A 16055-nucleotide genomic window follows, 5' to 3' on the forward strand; every position below is an offset into this window, starting at 1 on the left:
AGTTTTCTCCGACGGCGTGCGCTGCTCAGATCGACAACGGAAATGGTCATAACAAAAATGCGAGGGCGGCCGGCGGGGTTGAGCTGTCAGTCCTCAAGTGAGTTTGGCGGAGGACCAGCGCGTTCGGAAAACATAACCCTATTTCTTTTCTGCCCTGCGAGAATTGAAAAAAAGGTTTCACTGGAAACCTGCGACAGCAATCGTTCGCACACGCGACAATCCAAACGCGCTCTCTGAGGAGCGCATTTGGTGAAGCTGTCCGGTCGGAATAAAAAAAGGGCGACTGTTAGAAGTCGCCCGTTTCGATCAAAATTAGAACGTAAACTTCGCCGTGAGGTAGTAGCTCCGAGGAATCTGATACGCGTAGGCGTTGTAAACCGTCTCGCGTGCTGGCGAGGCAAAGTCGCCACCTTTAGGCCGCAAGAGCGACGTCGTGTCGGTCCAGATCACATCGTCCTCATCGAGAAGGTTGCTAATGCGGAGGTTCAGGTCGACCTGCCGTCCTCCCTTTAGTTTCCACGTATAGCCAACCGTTGCAGTGACGAGCGAAGCACCAGGCGCCACGACCGTCGTGTAGCCGTCGACGCTCGTGTCGTCGATGGACTGGAGCGGATTGGCGGGATTGACGATGCTGTCGCCGCCGCGATAACCGACTACGCGGGATCCACGCCAATTTACGCCCGCACCCAACTTCAGACCTTTAAGCTTTCCGTTAGAAAAACGGTAGTCGGTGAAGACGTTCACATTGTCCGGCGCACTGGTCGTCGGCCGCGAATTCACGACGAAGTTTGCGACGTTCGCGTAGATTGCATTGTAGGCGTTCACCGCGCGTTGAGCTTCGTTGCCCAAACTCTCGGCGGGCGTTGCACCTGTATCAATGACTCCGGCTTTGCGAACAGCGAGACCGTCCGAGCCAACCGTGCCGCCCGCGTCATCCAAGATCTGCCGGAAAAGAGCGCCGTTCGAATCGACGTAGGCGCGAGTCATGGGCGCATAGCCGCTTTCGGTGTTGTCCGGAAGACCGACATTGAGAATGGCGCGCCAGTTGCGAGTCATGTTAGCCACTAGCTCAAGCTCGTATCCCTCCGTCACGCGAGTGCGAGTGTCGCGGACGAGGCCGTTGATGTCAGCGGCATTGCGCGTGTTGCGTCCGCCAGTCGTGGTGTCGCCCAACGCGTTCGCCTGATAGAGGGTGTTGATCTGATTAGTCACCGCCGTCGGATCTATATAGTTGCCGAATTCCTCGTTGCTGTAGGTCTGCACGCTGAGGTTGATGCGGTTGTTGAACAAGTTGAGGCGCACGCCGGCGTCCCAACCCTTCCCTTCGACAGCGGGAAGCAGGCGACCGTTCACATCGGGAGCAGCCGACGTGTTGAAAGAAATGGCCTTCGCGTAGTTGCCGAACACCGAGAAATTCTTGGTGATGTGGTAAACGGCGCCCGTGGACGGCGTCCATTCCTTGGCGATGACAGCGGGAGGATTGAAGTCGTCGGCAAAGCGAACGTTAGAGTAGCCCGCGGTCGGAACCGCGATGCCGTTCGCATTATTGGTGCGCGGACGCGTGATCGCCGGAGTCGAGGTCGCGCTGCCGATGGGAGTGTAAGTCAAGCTGGCCCAATCGGAGGGCGCGTCCGGACGCCAGTAGAGGGTGCTGAGATCCCAATTGTCCGGAAAGTCGCCGATACGCTTGAGATAGCGGACCTGCTGTTTGGAGTCGTCGTAGCGCGCTGCTCCCAACAAAACGAGTCGACCGCCGAAGAATTTGGCGTTCATCGCGGCCAAGGCGTAGTTGTAGTCGTTTTCGTTGTCGGAGATGTTGTTCGAACTGTCCGCGCCGCCGGCCCATGGAACCCACGTGGGCGTGACCGTGCCGGCATTGCCGAGGTTGTCGACGAACGCGATCGGCCCGGTCGGCTCCTTGTAGGTGCCATTGTCTCCCCAATAGAAACGTTGGCGCAGCGCGTTCGCGTCCGTCGCCCACTGCCGAGGATCGGCCATCTGTCCGATCGACGAGCCGGAAGCGAGCACGCGGTTGCGACGCGCGATGAGCTGGTTAGTCAGGCCAGCCATCAGATTGAAGCTGTAGTTGCCCCACTTGTCCAAATCCAGGATGTAGGCCGCCGCCACTCGCACGGATTTCGCGGAGAGCGTCTGGTTCGAGTAGGTAAACTGACCGTCACCATAGGGACGGAGATAGTTGGGATTCGCCTGACCACCGGGCAGCGTCGGATTGATGTCGACGTAGGTGTTGATCGAGCTGGATTCGATTCGGTTGATGTCGTTTTCGACCTCGTTGACGTCACCCGCGATCTCCAGAAAAAGGTTTCTGCCGACCTGATGGCTCAGCGAACCTTGGATGTCGCGGAAGTCTGACGTGATGAGCGGAACGTTCGGGGCGATGCTGAACTCGCGATCCGGAATAAAGAATTTCGAATTGGCGAGGGCGCGGTCGAATCGGTTCGGCACCACATTCTGCGCGTTGAGGATGGTGGCGTTAGTCTGATTCCAACTGACCTGACCGACCTGCAAAAGGTTGCCGGCAGGGGTTGTCGCTCCGTCACCTGAACCTTTGGTGATAACCCAATCGGTGAGATGCATGACCGCGTTGGATCCGCCCACCGGATTGTAGACGAAATAATTTGCGCCGTTGCGGTTAATGCCAAGCGGCCCGTTAGGCAGCGCATTGAACTGCGCGGTGGTAAGGTAGCCACCGGAGTAGCTTCCGTTCCAGCCGCCTAAACGATCGTTGAGCTTTGCGTCGGGAATGCGGCGTTCGGTCCGGCCCGCCTCACCTTCGAGACGCAGTTCCGTTTTGTCGGTGATCTTGTAGGTTCCAGTCAGGAACGCAGCTTTGCGGTTTTCGGATTCGCCGTCGCGCCAACCGTCGCGATCCGCAAGCAGCAATGAAGTTCTCAGCGCGAAACGTTTATTGAGCGGCGCGTTTACGTCGACGACGAGGCGCTTGTTGTCCCACGACCCATAACCCAATTCGAGCGTCTCGAACGGTTTGTTGAATTTTGCGCGCTTCGTCATCGAAACTTGGGTTCCGCCCACAGTTCCGTTGCCGAACAGCACTTGATTCGGTCCGCGGCCGAAGTCGAAGCGCTCGATGTTGTAGCTGTCGTTCTCGGAAAAATAGATGAAGAAGTTGCGTTGACGGAGACCAGAGACGCCAAGGGCGCCGCGCACCGCGATCGGCACGGTGATATTGAAGAGATCGCCACCGCCGGCGCCGTCAGGAAATTTGAACGTGTTCGTGGTCCACTCCGCGGCGGAGCTGAGATCCGTCAACCCCAAGGCTTCGATGAATTCCTGGTTGATGACGGAGTAAGCGACCGGCGTGTCCTTGAGGTCGGTCGCGAGGCGCCCCCCTGCGTAGGTGCTGCCCGCGGCGAAGCCGACGTCACGCTCCGAAGTCACGGTGAACGGAGAGAGCACGACCGTGTCGTCGTTTTTCTCTGTTTCAACGGGAGCGACTGGGCCGGCGGGGCTTTGCATTGCGGGTGTCTGGGCGAGCGCAGACACCGACAAAGAGGCCGCTGCGCAAATGGTCAGGAAGGCGCGGACGAGGGAATGCGGCCGAGAGCCGCAGCTAGGTGTATTCTTCATGGGGTTGAAAATCGGCTGTTGAGTTCCGACGGGGGTTAAGCGCTGCACATCCTCGAGCGGCGCGCTGCGTTGTTCGCGCCGTTGCGTTTTCTTTTCAATCGATTGCTAGTTTACACTGGAAACTAAAATCCGTTTTCCGCGGAAAACTGGACTCACGCGACGTTCGTTCCGCGCAGGTTTTTCTCGCGGTAAAACCACGCGACCAGAAGGCCGACGCCGAAAAGCACGGAGCCGCACGCGGCGTAACAAATTCGTCCCATGTTCGTGTTGGGAATGAAGACGAGCGCCGCAATAAAACCGCCGTAGAGGAGGCACATGCGCCCGATGGTCGCGGCGAATCCCTTGTTTTCGCTTCGCACCACCGTCTCCGATTCCTCAAGCGGAGTGCGGAGCCGCAGGAAGAAATCCTCGACCGCGGCCTTGTGGGCGTCGGAACTGCGCGAATAGAAGAGCGTGGAGAAGAAGAACCAGCTAATGCAGACCGGCGCCACCAACGCCGCCGTCGCGATGATTCCAAAGGCAGTGCGCTCTTCGGGAAGATACGGACCGCCGATTCCTGGAATTCCGGCGAACATCTCCGGCGTCACATAAAATTTCGCAATATACGCCATGCCCAGTCCGATAAGAGCCGTAGACCACGCTGACCACTGCGGCGTGCGCTTGAAGAACATGCCGAGAAAAGCCGGGATCGAGAGCGGCATGAGCAGGCTCGTGCCGAACTGGTTGAGCAAGTCGAAGAGTCCCATCGAGCGGTAGCGGCTCAGGGCGAGCGAGAACGCTATCAGCACCCCACCCAGCATGACCGCAGCCCAGCGGCTGAGCGTCATGAGCTTCTTTTCCGGGCAATCCGGATTTAAGATCGGCATGTAAAAGTTCCGGAGGAGCAGTCCTGATCCCCAATTAAGCATGCCGCCGAGATCGGTGAGCGAAGCCGCGAATATGCAGCAGATCAAAAGCCCGACCATTCCGAGGGGAAGGACGTCGCGCGCGATCGCGAGAAATGCCGCCTCGTTCGGGAATCGCAGCTGAGGGAACTCGGCCGCCAAGTTCGGATGCAGGACGGCGGCGGCCATGGGAGGCAGGATCCACACGATGCTTCCGAAGATCGTGCCGACGATCGGAATGATCAGGCTGTTGCGCGCATGACGGTCGCTCGCGGCCATCATATATTTGCCCGCCTTCTCGTCGCTGAGGCTGTTGAGAGCGAACAGCGTGTTCATCGTGAGCGCAACGAACCAGAGGGCGATGAATTCCACCCGAGCGATCTTTCCCCACTCTAAATGGGCCGACGGAACCTTATCGATCAAGCCTGTGAAGCCGCCGATATCAGGATGCGCCAAAGCCATCACTCCGGTGCATCCGGCGACGAGAACGATCAAGATCATCTGCACGAAGTCGCTAGCTGCGACTCCGAGCGCGCCACCCATCAGCGAGATAACCGTGACGACGACGCCCAGCACGACGAGCGTAGTCGTGACGTCGATTCCGAAGAGGGCCGACATGAATACACTGACCGCATTCAACGAGAACGCGGAGAAGATGAGTTGGATCGGCAAGCGCAGCCACGTGTAGAACTGCTGAGTCGCCGGACCGAACCTGAGCCGCAGCGCCTCCATCGGAGTGACCACTCGCAATCTCCGGAACCTGTAGCAGGTGAAGAAGAAGATAACGAGAAGAGGCACGATATTCTGGTAGTAGAGAACGAGGACGTAAGGCCCGGTCTCGTAGATTTTCCCTGCGGCACCGGTGAACGTCCACGCGCTGAAGCCCGCCATCCAAGCCGACGCGCCCGTGATCCACCAAGGCATCACGCCGCCGCCGCGAAAATAGTCAGAAGTATTCGCGCTTTTCCGCGAGAAGTAGACTCCCACGCCGATGATGAACAGGAAGTAGAATCCGATGTTCAGGTAGTCATAGCCGGAAATCATGCGCGTGACTGGTTCAGGCCGACAGAGCAGCGCGCTGCGAATCGATTTCCCAGTGCAACGGCTGCCCCGAGAGGTAACGTTCGAGTTCCTCGATCATCGACTCGCTCATCCGAACGCATTCAGGCCCGAGCGATCCTGCGATGTGTGGCGTGAGGATTACGTTGCGCAGCGAGTAAAGAAGCGAGTTGGTCAACGGCGGCTCGGGAGCAGTCACATCCAGGACCGCCTGAATATCGGGCCTCCGCTGGAGGCATGAAATCATCTCCGGCTCGTTCACGATCTCCCCGCGCGCAGTGTTGATGAAGGTCGAGCCGGTTTTCATGGCGTCGAAGTGGACGCCTCGAATCATTCCTAGCGTCTCGGGGAGCTGCGGGGCGTGCAGCGATACCACGTCCGATCGCGAGAACACCTCGGCGAGACTGACGCTTTCGACTCTGTGGCGACTCGCTTCAGACTCGCTCAAGAACGGGTCGTAAACCACCACGTCGACGTCGAACTGCTGGAGACGTTGGCGCACCATGCGCGCGATGGTGCCGTATGAGACCAATCCCACCACCGACCGATAGGCTCCGGGAACCGGGCGATCGGCAGGAAACGTTCGTTGTTCGCGTGTGACGCGCGCGTAGTGCCAAAATCTTTTTAGCGCCAAAAGCGCCGTTGCGACGGTATATTCGCTGACGGGAATTGCATTCACAGCCTGCGCAGTGGTGATGCGCACACCCCGGCTCCAAAACGCGTCGGTAGTGAAATAGCGCACGGATCCGCCGGCATAAAATACGGCTTTTAGCTTCGGGGCAGCGTCCATGAACTCCTGATCCATGCGCGGCGCGCCCCACCCAGTGATGAGGACTTCAGCCTCCCGAAGTTCTGCGGCGAATCGCTGCCAGTTGCTGGACGGCGAGATGATCGCAGTGAGGTGCACGCGTTCGCGTATCTTCGCGATCACCGCGTCGGGGAAAGCGGCGACGGCGTCGCTGGAAAGAAACAACACACCTTTGATCATAATTGAACGGGACGGAAAGCTGGGGAATGCGACTGGAGGCCGCGGGGCAATGCAAGGTCTTGTCGCGCGAAAAGTTTCGCGAGCAGTTCGTGGTTTACACTGGTAATCCAACCGGCGTCTACTGGCTGCGACATGCCGAACCGCGACTCAACTCCCCGCATTTCACTGCGCGACGTCGCCGTCTCGCTCGGCATCTCCCATGTGACGGTTTCCCTCGCCCTTCGTGGCGATCCGCGCATCTCCGCTCCCAGAAAAGAAGAGGTCGCCGCCGCTGCCAAGCGCCTCGGCTACCGGCCTGATCCGATGCTTTCATCTCTTTCGGCCTACCGGCAGGCCAAGACCCCGGCCGTGGTCAGGTCGACGTTGGCGTGGCTCAACCAGTGGACGAACCCAAAGGATCTCCACAAGCTCCAGGAATTCGAGGCTTATTGGCGGGGCGCGAACGAAGCCGCGGCTCAGCTCGGTTACCGGTTGGAGGAATTCAAGATTGGCGCAGACCTCAGCAGTGATCGGCTCCAAAAAATACTTTCTGCCAGAGGCATTCAGGGAATATTGATCCCGCCGCACTTCAAGGGACTCGACCTGCCCGGATTCGACTGGAGCCAATTCTCCATCGTGCGACTGGGCATCTCGGTGAAGCACCCGCGGGCCCACGTCGTGACCAGCGACCAGATCAATTGCTCCTCGCTGGCTTTCGAACGTCTCCGCGAGCGCGGCTACGCACGGATCGGCTATGTGACCTCGCGCGCGTTCGACCGCAACACCGGCGGCAACTTCCGCGCAGGTTACCTGAGCATGCAAGATGCGCTCGTCCCATTGAGGGCACAGCTTCATCCGCTCATTTTTGAGGAGGAGGATTCGCAGAAGAATCTCCGGCAGCTCCGCCTGTGGCTGAAATCCGCCCGGCCCGATGCTGTCATCGCAAGCGACCGCAGCTTGGCGAAATACCTCGTAAGCCTCGGCTGCAAAGTCCCGGACGACCTGGCGGTGGCCACTGTCAGTGTGCTCGACGGCAACTTCGACGCGGGCGTGGACCAGAATTCCTATGAGGTTGGGCTTGTCGCGCTCAGGACGCTCGCAAGCTTGATCCATCAGAACGAACGTGGAATCCCCCGATATTGCCGACGCATTTTGGTGGAAGGACGTTGGGTCGACGGGACCAGCGTGCCGCTTCGACAGTTGCCGAAGACGTAGTGACATTAGTCCACAGCTCCTGTGTGGGTCATGGGCCGACGAGAGGCGCGGGGCCAGTTCCACTGTCGATCTGCCTCTTCAGCTGAGCTAGGACTGCCGCAGCCTCGACTCGAAGTTGCGCGTCGCCGATTCCCTCCTGCCAAGCGCGCGCGCGTTCAAAGTCGGAAAACGCCCATATCTGCAGAAGTCCACGCATCGCGCTGGCACGGGGCTCGCCAGCGTCCATTTGCTGAACCCAATTCCCCGCCGAAAGGGCATCGCGCGAAGCCCAGATACGCCCGACCGAATTGACGGCCGGCAGGAGCTGTTCCTTCGAGGCGATCATGTTGATCGCCAGCTGCGCGGCGGCATCGGGTTCGCTGTTGGCGTAACCAACGACCACTGCGGCCAGCAGCTTTTCGCGTTGTGCGCCGTCCGCCGCTTTAGCGGCCCACTCGGTCGCCGCAGTAGGGTCCTTAATGGCCCACTTCGTCGCCGTCCATTCGTAGAGTTCGTCGCGCCGGGAATCGTTTCCCGAAATCTTGTCGAGGAACGCGAGCGTTTCAGCAAGTCGGTCGGCAACGAGAGTTTCCTCCCCTGCCGACTTGAGCAGGTTGTGCTTCCAGGGGCCGGGAGGCAAAGTGTCGACGTATGCATTGAGCGTCTTCGGATCCTGCAGCGCCCAGTCGTGCGTGAGCGCAACCGCAGCGACCGGCGAATCAGTCGGATGACTGGCCATCCACTCCGCCGCGGCTGCCCGATCCTTCGACGCCCACCAACGCAGCGCGAGGTCGCCGAAGAACGTGCCGGCAAAATCGGGCGGCATCACCTGAATCATCGCCGCGGCGGTGTCATCGTTTAGCAACGCTCGGAAGCGCGCCTCTGAGGCGTCGGCGCATTTGATGTCCTCTTTCGCCCGGCACGCCTCGTAGTCACGAAGAATCTCGGTCAGGTAACCGACAAGGCGCGCTTCGGCGGAAGGCAAACTCGTCGGAGCCGCTTGTGAGTGATCCTGCTGAGCGCGTCGGTTGGCATCGGTCGCGACTCCAACCGGAATCCACGCGGCTGAGTGCGGCCTAGTTCTCGAATCGCTCCCGATAAAGAATGCGACCGAAACAGCCAATGCCGCTGAGACTAGCAAAGCTGCGATCCGAAGACGAAATCTTGGTTTCATTTCTGGCATCGATGCCGTCCGCGCGCCGTTCCGACGCGCGGAGGCATACGAAAGATCAGAAACCGTTTTTGGTGACGTAGGTATTCACGCTGATCGTGAAGCCCGAGCAAGCGTTCAGCCAGATGTCGTAGGCGACGTTTGGCTGATTTCCATTTCCCGTCGCAACGTTGTTCACGAGGCGACCACCCGAAGTCGTGCGGAAGAGGTTTATGCCCGACTTCAGATTGTTGCGGGTCTTGTTTCCTTCGATGACTAACGGATTCGTATCGTAGACCGCGATGCCGCGATCGTAGTTGCTGTCGAACGTGTTGTTGCGGACGACCACACTCGTCTCGGTCAGGTTTCCGTAGAAATCGGTGATCTTCAGACCCATTCCAGAACGGCAGTTCGAGCCATTGACGTTTTCGACGAGAATTTTGTCGCAGCTGGAAATGTAAATGTGATGGATAAATCCTTTTTTCCACACGCCGGCGTCGAGGAGCAGGCCCCCGTTGTTTGTCAACGTCGTCCCTTTCAACGTAACATTGGTCGTGCGTCCCACGTTGATTCCAAGGTAGCTGCGCGTGACGGTGGAGTTCACGATGTAGGCCCCGTTGTTCGCCACCGTATTGTGCTGATCTGAGATATCCATTCCGTTCCTTTCCTTATAGGTGCCGCCGTCCATCTGCGCGTCCGTGCAGCCGCCGTTCACCGCGATGTAGTCCACTTTCACGTTGGTGAACGGAATCGATTTGTTGCGGATAATGTCGGTGTCGGTGCTGCCGGTCCGTTGGATCACCGGGCGCGTCGATCCCTTGCCCCAAAGGGTCGTGTTGTTTGGGATCTGCACGCTTGCGGTAACATTGTATGTTCCCGAATTTACGAAGACGGTTCCGCCGCCCGCGTTGCCCACCTGGTCAAGCGCAGCCTGGATGTTGCCACCGGGGTTTACGGTCACGTCCAAGGCCGAGGCTGTGGGCGAAGAGATGAGACCGATCGATAGGACGAAGGCACAGGCGAGGGACGAGCCCACGCCGAATTTATTTAGGGTAGTTTTCATTCGGCTATTCGTTTTCGTGCACGCCCGAGGGCGCGTGGGGTTTTGGACGCAGGGGATCGTCCGTGAGGTAACGGATTTCCACTAAGCTCCGCGAAATGAAGCCCGCAAATGCATCGTAAGTTACACTGGTAACCAAAACGCTCTGGATGTATTGGCACGAAATATCGCAAAACAAAGTTCCAGGACGTTCGCTAGGACAATGTCCTTGAAGAGATATCACGCGACTCCAATTCCGTCATTATCCAGTCGATAAAGTATCGCACCGCGGTTATCCAAAGTAGCATCGGTCCGCCATGTGCTAGGCAGGCCAGCGTAATTTCAAGTCGTGCATACAATGGTTGCACAAATGGTGCCCGGGACAGGACTCGAACCTGCACTTCTTACGAAATCGGCTTCTAAGACCGACGTGTCTGCCATTCCACCACCCGGGCACAAAATTAAAAAAGCTCAAAATCGAGCCAGCATGTTTTCAGAATTTTCCAGTTTAGATCAAAGTATAGTTTTTCGTTTTAGCGATGTTGCTTATAAATGCTTTCCGCACGGATTCTTGGACTTCTAAGTCAAAGAAAAAAAGTGAATCCCATGTGATCAGAAATGATCTTCAGAGGAGAAACCGCTGTTTTGAAAATTGGGAAACTCTCAAATTATCCCAATTAACCCCACTTTTGATGTCCGTGTATGAGGGGTGTATAGTTTTCAGAAGTTTGCTTCGATTTTTGACGTTTTTCGCCTTTTCGCTGAAAAGTGAGTCAAACAAAAATCGATGCTTTTCTCAAATCACGAAACCTACTGTTGAAGTCGATTTTTGAACGGCAGGGGTTTTTTGAGCCCCTGTCTAAATCTGGGAAAAAAGCGCTCCGCAAAGGTGGGGGCTTCCTGGGAGCAGCTTCCCAACTCGATGTCGCTGTACTCCCGATCCCCGAGGGCACTGTTTTGGAGGTGCACCCCAATGGCATCGTGCTCGAGCCGTGGACATCCTATTTCCACATTGCTGCATACGGCCAGCGCCCTGACCGTGCCAAGGCGGCCGCGGAACTCGACGCGATTGGGGTCAAGATTCACCAGCTGCCCAACATCATCCTCAACGAAGACGGCAAGTTGTCCGCTGTTCGGTTGAATGCCGCAGCGCTAATGGAAAGCTATGCGGCTGTCTATGAGATGAACGCGGTCATTAATGCGTTCAGGAGCACCTCGGCCGAGGCCTTGAAAAGTATTGTTCCGGACGGTGCCGTATACGGCGCAGCGACGGAATACGCGGTGCGGAGCGGTGCCTGCAACCACTCGAACATGATCCTGACCGTTCAGATCCTCGTGGATGTCTCGCTCATGTACGACCCGTTCGTTCTTTTTAATGCGCCGACGGTCGAAAAGTCGCGATCTGGGCAAGTAGAGGACCAGTTGCCGGGAGAGACATTCATCCGCGTCTGCCAGGCGGCACTCCAGATCGTGCCGATAGTCAAATACGACCCTGAAGATATCAGGCGTTACTATCGCGAACTGTGCGCGGTGCTTGGCTTTCCCTCTCCGCGGGAGATGGCTCAAAAAGCATACGATGTCGCCGCGGGCCTGTTGAATCAAAACACTTCGGATTCGGAGGCCAAACCGTTATTCATTGAAGCACTGGCCGTCCATGTCGCGGCGCTCGAACTTCGACTCGAAGACCCGGAATTTTTTCCGGTCAAATTGGCCACCACGGACGGTATTCTTGATATTATGGAACGGGTTGGCCCGCATGTTTCGTTTTATCGGATGACCGATCTTAAACCATCCGGAACTTTTCCCGACAGAAAAGGGCCAGGATCGTGGCCGCAAAACACGGATGTGTTGGGCTTCCATAATTTGCTTAAGCAGGCTTTTGTTGAGAAACAATTGCTCTGCCCGCTGAAAAATGGAGAACCATTTCGGTGCCCCTCTGCGATGGACCCGGATGACGTGAGCTGCTCTTTTGTCGTCGATAACCGCAGAATAGAATGTCCGGCGGTAAAGTTCCGTAGAGTCTTCGGCGCTCATTAGGCTAAATGGAATTTATGGCGGAAGCTTGAACTGGACCAAGGGACCATCGCCCAATGATCCAATGGATTCCGAACGTCGTTGCTTGGTGCTTATGCCCTTCTCGCCCAAGTATCGCGAAGTGTACGAACAGGTCAATCGACCCGTCTGCGCTGAGAATGGCTTGAACCAAGTGACTCCATGATAGGTTCACCACGCTACGTGATCGTCGCTCTGATTCGGTTAAGCAATTTAGTCTTCAGCTCAGCGGGAGTTTTATAGGTGATGTGATTGTACTGCCGAGTATCAAAATGCGCATCTTTGATGTGATCTTCGTGGCAACACCAAATAACAGGGAGTCCAAGACCTAAGGCTAAACCAGCTTCAAAATAGACGCCACCACGGTGACCCGTAAAGTCTGCCACCAGATATTTGCTTCTCTTGATCTCCGCTACGATTTCATCGTCAATTTTGTTATTATGGTCTTTTCGATCAATCCGGTGAGCGGTGATTCCTCCGTCTTTTTCAATTGCCGGCCGCAACCCCTTTTCGAAAAACTCATCTTGGCTTTTGTCGAACCACATAGCAACGAACGCTTGCACCGAATTCTTTCCTGGAGTCTCGATGTCTTGCAGACGGGCCCATCCTTTTGGCAGTATCGAAATCTTTCCGTAAGTGTCATGCGTATCGGCATCTTCTATCGAAATGTATCCCAACTCCGATAAATGTCTCAACATGGTCCCCTCAGTGTTACTCTCACTAAAAAGCGCCAGATGAATTTTTGGACCGATGTCGGTTGAACTCGTGGGGTCGGGAATCAACCGACCAATATTCTCTAAAGCGCGGTCAAAATATTCGAGCGGTTTTTTAGGATAACGGGAAAGGAATTCGCCCTTACTGATAAGCCAAACATCATCCGTCGAATCAGACGCCTCACCGTGCTTCAGTGTAAAAGTCGGAACTGGAGAATTTGCTTTTTTGAGATGATTTTCGTAAACTAGAAACTTTAGCTTCTTTCGCTCAGTGGCAGAAATTTTCAGCCCCAGCTTGCCACCGTACAAAGACGAGTGCGCACCCCATGGCCCGCAGTTTTCACATTTCCACTGATAATATTCTCCCAAATAATGCGATGTTACGGAGAGAACACTTGAATCGCAGAGAATACATTTAAAAGTTAACTCTTCTAGAAACGACATAATGTTTTCGTGATACGGTGTTGATGCAGTTAAGGGAGGCCAAAGTCAGCCAAATAACTCCCACCGCACCAATCACGTGATCGAGCACTTTAGCGATGGCACCAAACACTGCCGCCATGAATTAAAGCCCACTAACCACCGCCCGGTCGGTGGGCCCCTGATTTGGCTGGCAGCGGGTGACTAAACGGAATCAAACCCGTCGATTCGAGAAAGCTGACAATTCCCGTCAGCACTTCGGCGGCCCGGGCAAACGAAACATCTTTGGGCAAGGTGGCATCGCTTTCGTAGGCTTTTTGGGTGGCATTCCAATTCTCCCGAAAGGTGACGAGCCCTTGGCAATCGATGTAGCGTGACGCACAGGCTAGTTTAAAATCCTCGCCAGCTTTGAGCCAAAAATGCTGATCACGCAGCGGGTGTTTCGCTTCGATCAGACTTAAATCATAGAGATCCTTCACCCGAATATCAAAACCAGGCTTTTTGACCTTCGCGCGATACGCCGGCAGCGTGCTGAGGAAAGCCCGTAATTTTTCGCCGGCGATGCGCTCAAGGGTGTATGCGTAGACGTGATGATGATCGACGCTGAGCGCACTCACTGCGTGGCCGGAAAGAAGTTCCGGCGCACTGATGTCGATTTCAGCGGGCGGCAAACCAAGCACCGTGGCATGGCGGGCATCGCGAACCCGAATCACGGCGGTGTGCGCATTCCAACCCAGCGGATGTTCCGAGGTCTTAATACTGAGCCGCTCGATGGTAAAACGAATCGGTGATTGGGCGCTAAAATGATTTTCGAGGGCCTTCTGGAGTTCCGTTTCGATGTAGTGTGCCTGAACGGTCAGGTTGATCGCTTGCATCGCGTAATCCGCGCTCAACGCCGAATCGAGGTCGAGTGACACGCGCTTGGAATCGAGGCGGCGATTCAAAACTCGCGCTCCCTTAAACACGAGAATCGCGCGCAGCGCGTCCGAAGCCGCCACCGCTTCGAACACCTCGTTGAGGATGTGATTTTTCCAGCGCTCTTGCTCTCTTGGGCCCATATCAGATCGGCAACTGTACGTTCCATTCCGAGTCGATCTGTTGCCCAGAGACGCCCCGCAACAGTTGCAGGGGCGGCGCATCCCGAAAATCCGCGGCCACGCGACACTCGTGCAGGTAACGGGATAGTTCCGGGGCTAACGGCAACTGGAGAATCTTGCTGAGCGCGGCGAAGCGGCGGGTCAGGGGCAAACCGGCCTCTCGCAAAATGTCCCTTACCGTCGACCAATTCGCTTTGGGCCAACCGCGCTCCCACGCTTCAAACACCACGGATTGCCCCCCACAGGCTTCGGGATTTACCAAGGTATCAAGCAGGCTTTGCTCCAGCACCGTAAAACGAATCAATGTCTGGGGATTGAGGAGCTGCGTTTGCACGCCTGTGACCAGATAAGCATGCCGCTTGGTGGTAAAAAAAAGAACGTCTTGATAAGTAAACAAGAGCGACCCCAGGCGATTCCGGGGATCTTTTTCGGCCGAACTGCTCACCAAGGTTGGCGTCCTGATTTCGGGACGCAGCGGCAATGGACCTTCCATCAGCTTGGCGATATGATGAAAGGGAGCACTCTGCGTAGTAAGTTCGTGAAAGACCAGTGCGCTAAAGAAGCAGATCACTCCTTCCGGGTCAGCTGCTTGTAGTAATTCATGAGCGCTGACGGTCGATTGGGGGCCGGCCCCTAACTCAAGGACATAGAATTCAGCGCGAGGTGAGGCCGCCTGGGCTGGCACCAAGGGTAATCGATAGGCCAACCCAATTTCGACGAGCCAAGTCACAAGGTCATTCCCACGGGGGAAGGAACTGGATATCTGCTTGGTTTCCTGGAGGTGGGATCGCGCCGCGTTCAACGCTCGTTTAAGACTCGGCAGAGACCAGCATCGAACGGTAGGATGATCCACTGTGGCCGTTGCAAAATGATGCGTGAAATACGCGAAGAAACGCTTTCGGTCGCCACTTTTTTCAAATGCATGATCATCCTTCATGGGCTAGCTCTTGCAAGAGCTAGCCCATGAAGGATGATCAGTAAAGCATGAAACATAAAGTGTTTTGCCGCTATAAACGCCTCGGGCGGCCAACTCATATGAGTTGGCCGCCCGAGGCGTTTATGTGGAGCATTTATTCTTTCGTCAATATCTATTGCGATTAAACCGATTTCTATACAAAGCATTAGTTTTCATTGAGTTAGGATAATTAAAAGCTTAACCGAAGCAAACCGCGATACACAGAAATCTCACTAAAATAACAATAAATCATTGGTTGTTAGTGGGATAAAATAATTAAAATCGATTAGGAATGCTAGGCTACCACATCAGGGATGAAGCGGGTGTTTCGCTTACACACTGCACAAAAAAAGGAGCCTTCCGTCAATTGACGCGGACAGGCTGATTGCGCGCATTCCGCGCACTTGCCCCAAACGGATACCGGTTTTGGCAGCGGCGTGGTCACTAACTTCTTCGGCGGCACTTGCTCCTTTTTTTTCGCTGGTTTCTTAGGAATCACAGGTGCTGCATGCGGAGGTTCGTCATCCTCCCTTCCCTCACAGCGTGCGCAACTCAGTCGGGAAAACACTCGTGATGCTGGCGTCGCCTCGTGCCAGTAATCATGCAGGTAAAAGGAGCCGGAAATCACGTCGCAACTCGGGCATACGTTGTGGAGGTAGGAGTCTCCCATCGTCTTACTATGCCGGATCTCTAGTTTAGCTCCCGCCCCGCGAGCTGCCTTGATTTCCTCTGTCGTGAAATCTTCTGGAGCGAGCGCCATACCCTCTTCGTGGCCAAATGCCATTTTCATGGGAGCCCTGCATTGCTCGCGCCAGCAATGAGCATCGACTACCTCAATTACCCTCGTGTAGCGTTCCGCCTGACAAACGGGGCAAGGATTCTGCACTTCGCGAATCTTCTTCTTTTTACTCATGGT

The 16055-nt window shown here is 56.0% G+C and carries 11 protein-coding genes and 1 tRNA gene; 2 read left to right on the forward strand and 10 right to left on the reverse strand.

Going from position 1 to position 16055, the window contains the following annotated elements; all coding sequences use genetic code 11:
- Positions 1 to 312: 312 nt before the first annotated feature.
- From ACRRQW_RS02565 to ACRRQW_RS02575, 3 genes are all read right to left on the reverse strand, one after another.
- Positions 313 to 3498: a TonB-dependent siderophore receptor gene (locus ACRRQW_RS02565; protein WP_438479688.1), complete on the reverse strand. Its 3186-nt coding sequence runs from the start codon at positions 3496 to 3498 to the stop codon at positions 313 to 315.
- A gap of 263 nt (positions 3499 to 3761) precedes the next feature.
- Positions 3762 to 5537 carry a sodium:solute symporter family transporter gene (locus ACRRQW_RS02570; protein WP_438479689.1) on the reverse strand — a complete coding sequence of 592 codons (1776 nt, stop codon included), beginning with the start codon at positions 5535 to 5537 and terminating at the stop codon, positions 3762 to 3764.
- A 13-nt stretch (positions 5538 to 5550) separates the two neighbouring features.
- Complete coding sequence (locus tag ACRRQW_RS02575; RefSeq protein ID WP_438479690.1) at positions 5551 to 6540, reverse strand: hydroxyacid dehydrogenase; 990 nt, start codon at positions 6538 to 6540, stop codon at positions 5551 to 5553.
- A gap of 132 nt (positions 6541 to 6672) precedes the next feature.
- Here ACRRQW_RS02575 and ACRRQW_RS02580 point away from each other — a divergent pair, with 132 nt between their 5' ends.
- On the forward strand, positions 6673 to 7734 hold the full coding sequence (locus tag ACRRQW_RS02580; protein WP_438479691.1) for a LacI family DNA-binding transcriptional regulator: 1062 nt from the start codon (positions 6673 to 6675) through the stop codon (positions 7732 to 7734).
- A gap of 28 nt (positions 7735 to 7762) precedes the next feature.
- On the opposite strand, the gene ACRRQW_RS02585 is transcribed toward ACRRQW_RS02580, so the two are convergent.
- The 3 genes from ACRRQW_RS02585 to ACRRQW_RS02595 form a co-directional block, all read right to left on the reverse strand.
- Complete coding sequence (locus tag ACRRQW_RS02585; RefSeq protein WP_438479692.1) at positions 7763 to 8698, reverse strand: hypothetical protein; 936 nt, start codon at positions 8696 to 8698, stop codon at positions 7763 to 7765.
- 244 nt (positions 8699 to 8942) lie between these two features.
- The gene (locus ACRRQW_RS02590; RefSeq protein WP_438479693.1) at positions 8943 to 9926 is read right to left on the reverse strand and encodes a right-handed parallel beta-helix repeat-containing protein; all 984 of its coding nucleotides are present in this window, start codon (positions 9924 to 9926) and stop codon (positions 8943 to 8945) included.
- Positions 9927 to 10273: 347 nt separating this feature from the next.
- A tRNA-Leu gene (locus ACRRQW_RS02595) sits at positions 10274 to 10357 on the reverse strand.
- A gap of 313 nt (positions 10358 to 10670) precedes the next feature.
- On the opposite strand from ACRRQW_RS02595, the gene ACRRQW_RS02600 reads away from it, so the two are divergent.
- Positions 10671 to 11939 (forward strand): hypothetical protein, encoded by a 1269-nt coding sequence (locus ACRRQW_RS02600; RefSeq protein WP_438479694.1) that lies wholly within the window; start codon positions 10671 to 10673, stop codon positions 11937 to 11939.
- A 194-nt stretch (positions 11940 to 12133) separates the two neighbouring features.
- Here ACRRQW_RS02600 and ACRRQW_RS02605 read toward each other — a convergent pair whose 3' ends face one another.
- From ACRRQW_RS02605 to ACRRQW_RS02620, 4 genes are all read right to left on the reverse strand, one after another.
- Positions 12134 to 13111, reverse strand: coding sequence for a hypothetical protein (locus ACRRQW_RS02605; protein WP_438479695.1), 978 nt, complete (start codon positions 13109 to 13111; stop codon positions 12134 to 12136).
- A 131-nt stretch (positions 13112 to 13242) separates the two neighbouring features.
- Positions 13243 to 14145, reverse strand: coding sequence for a nucleotidyl transferase AbiEii/AbiGii toxin family protein (locus ACRRQW_RS02610; protein WP_438479696.1), 903 nt, complete (start codon positions 14143 to 14145; stop codon positions 13243 to 13245).
- A gap of 1 nt (position 14146) precedes the next feature.
- Positions 14147 to 15121, reverse strand: a complete 975-nt coding sequence (locus ACRRQW_RS02615) for a hypothetical protein (RefSeq protein WP_438479697.1) — start codon at positions 15119 to 15121, stop codon at positions 14147 to 14149.
- Positions 15122 to 15434: 313 nt separating this feature from the next.
- Positions 15435 to 16052 carry a hypothetical protein gene (locus tag ACRRQW_RS02620; protein ID WP_438479698.1) on the reverse strand — a complete coding sequence of 206 codons (618 nt, stop codon included), beginning with the start codon at positions 16050 to 16052 and terminating at the stop codon, positions 15435 to 15437.
- Positions 16053 to 16055 lie beyond the last annotated feature (3 nt).

The organism is Oleiharenicola lentus, from assembly GCF_051660365.1.
Lineage (GTDB): Bacteria > Verrucomicrobiota > Verrucomicrobiia > Opitutales > Opitutaceae > Lacunisphaera > Lacunisphaera lenta_A.

What these genes read in the sequence shown, in the direction of transcription:
- ACRRQW_RS02565 (WP_438479688.1), bottom strand. Translation starts at nt 3,498, where the DNA reads ATGCAAAGCCCCGCCGGCCCAGTCGCTCCCGTTGAAACAGAGAAAAAC.
- ACRRQW_RS02570 (WP_438479689.1), bottom strand. Translation starts at nt 5,537, where the DNA reads ATGATTTCCGGCTATGACTACCTGAACATCGGATTCTACTTCCTGTTC.
- ACRRQW_RS02575 (WP_438479690.1), bottom strand. Translation starts at nt 6,540, where the DNA reads ATGATCAAAGGTGTGTTGTTTCTTTCCAGCGACGCCGTCGCCGCTTTC.
- ACRRQW_RS02580 (WP_438479691.1), top strand. Translation starts at nt 6,673, where the DNA reads ATGCCGAACCGCGACTCAACTCCCCGCATTTCACTGCGCGACGTCGCC.
- ACRRQW_RS02590 (WP_438479693.1), bottom strand. Translation starts at nt 9,926, where the DNA reads ATGAAAACTACCCTAAATAAATTCGGCGTGGGCTCGTCCCTCGCCTGT.
- ACRRQW_RS02605 (WP_438479695.1), bottom strand. Translation starts at nt 13,111, where the DNA reads ATGTCGTTTCTAGAAGAGTTAACTTTTAAATGTATTCTCTGCGATTCA.
- ACRRQW_RS02610 (WP_438479696.1), bottom strand. Translation starts at nt 14,145, where the DNA reads ATGGGCCCAAGAGAGCAAGAGCGCTGGAAAAATCACATCCTCAACGAG.
- ACRRQW_RS02615 (WP_438479697.1), bottom strand. Translation starts at nt 15,121, where the DNA reads ATGAAGGATGATCATGCATTTGAAAAAAGTGGCGACCGAAAGCGTTTC.
- ACRRQW_RS02620 (WP_438479698.1), bottom strand. Translation starts at nt 16,052, where the DNA reads ATGAGTAAAAAGAAGAAGATTCGCGAAGTGCAGAATCCTTGCCCCGTT.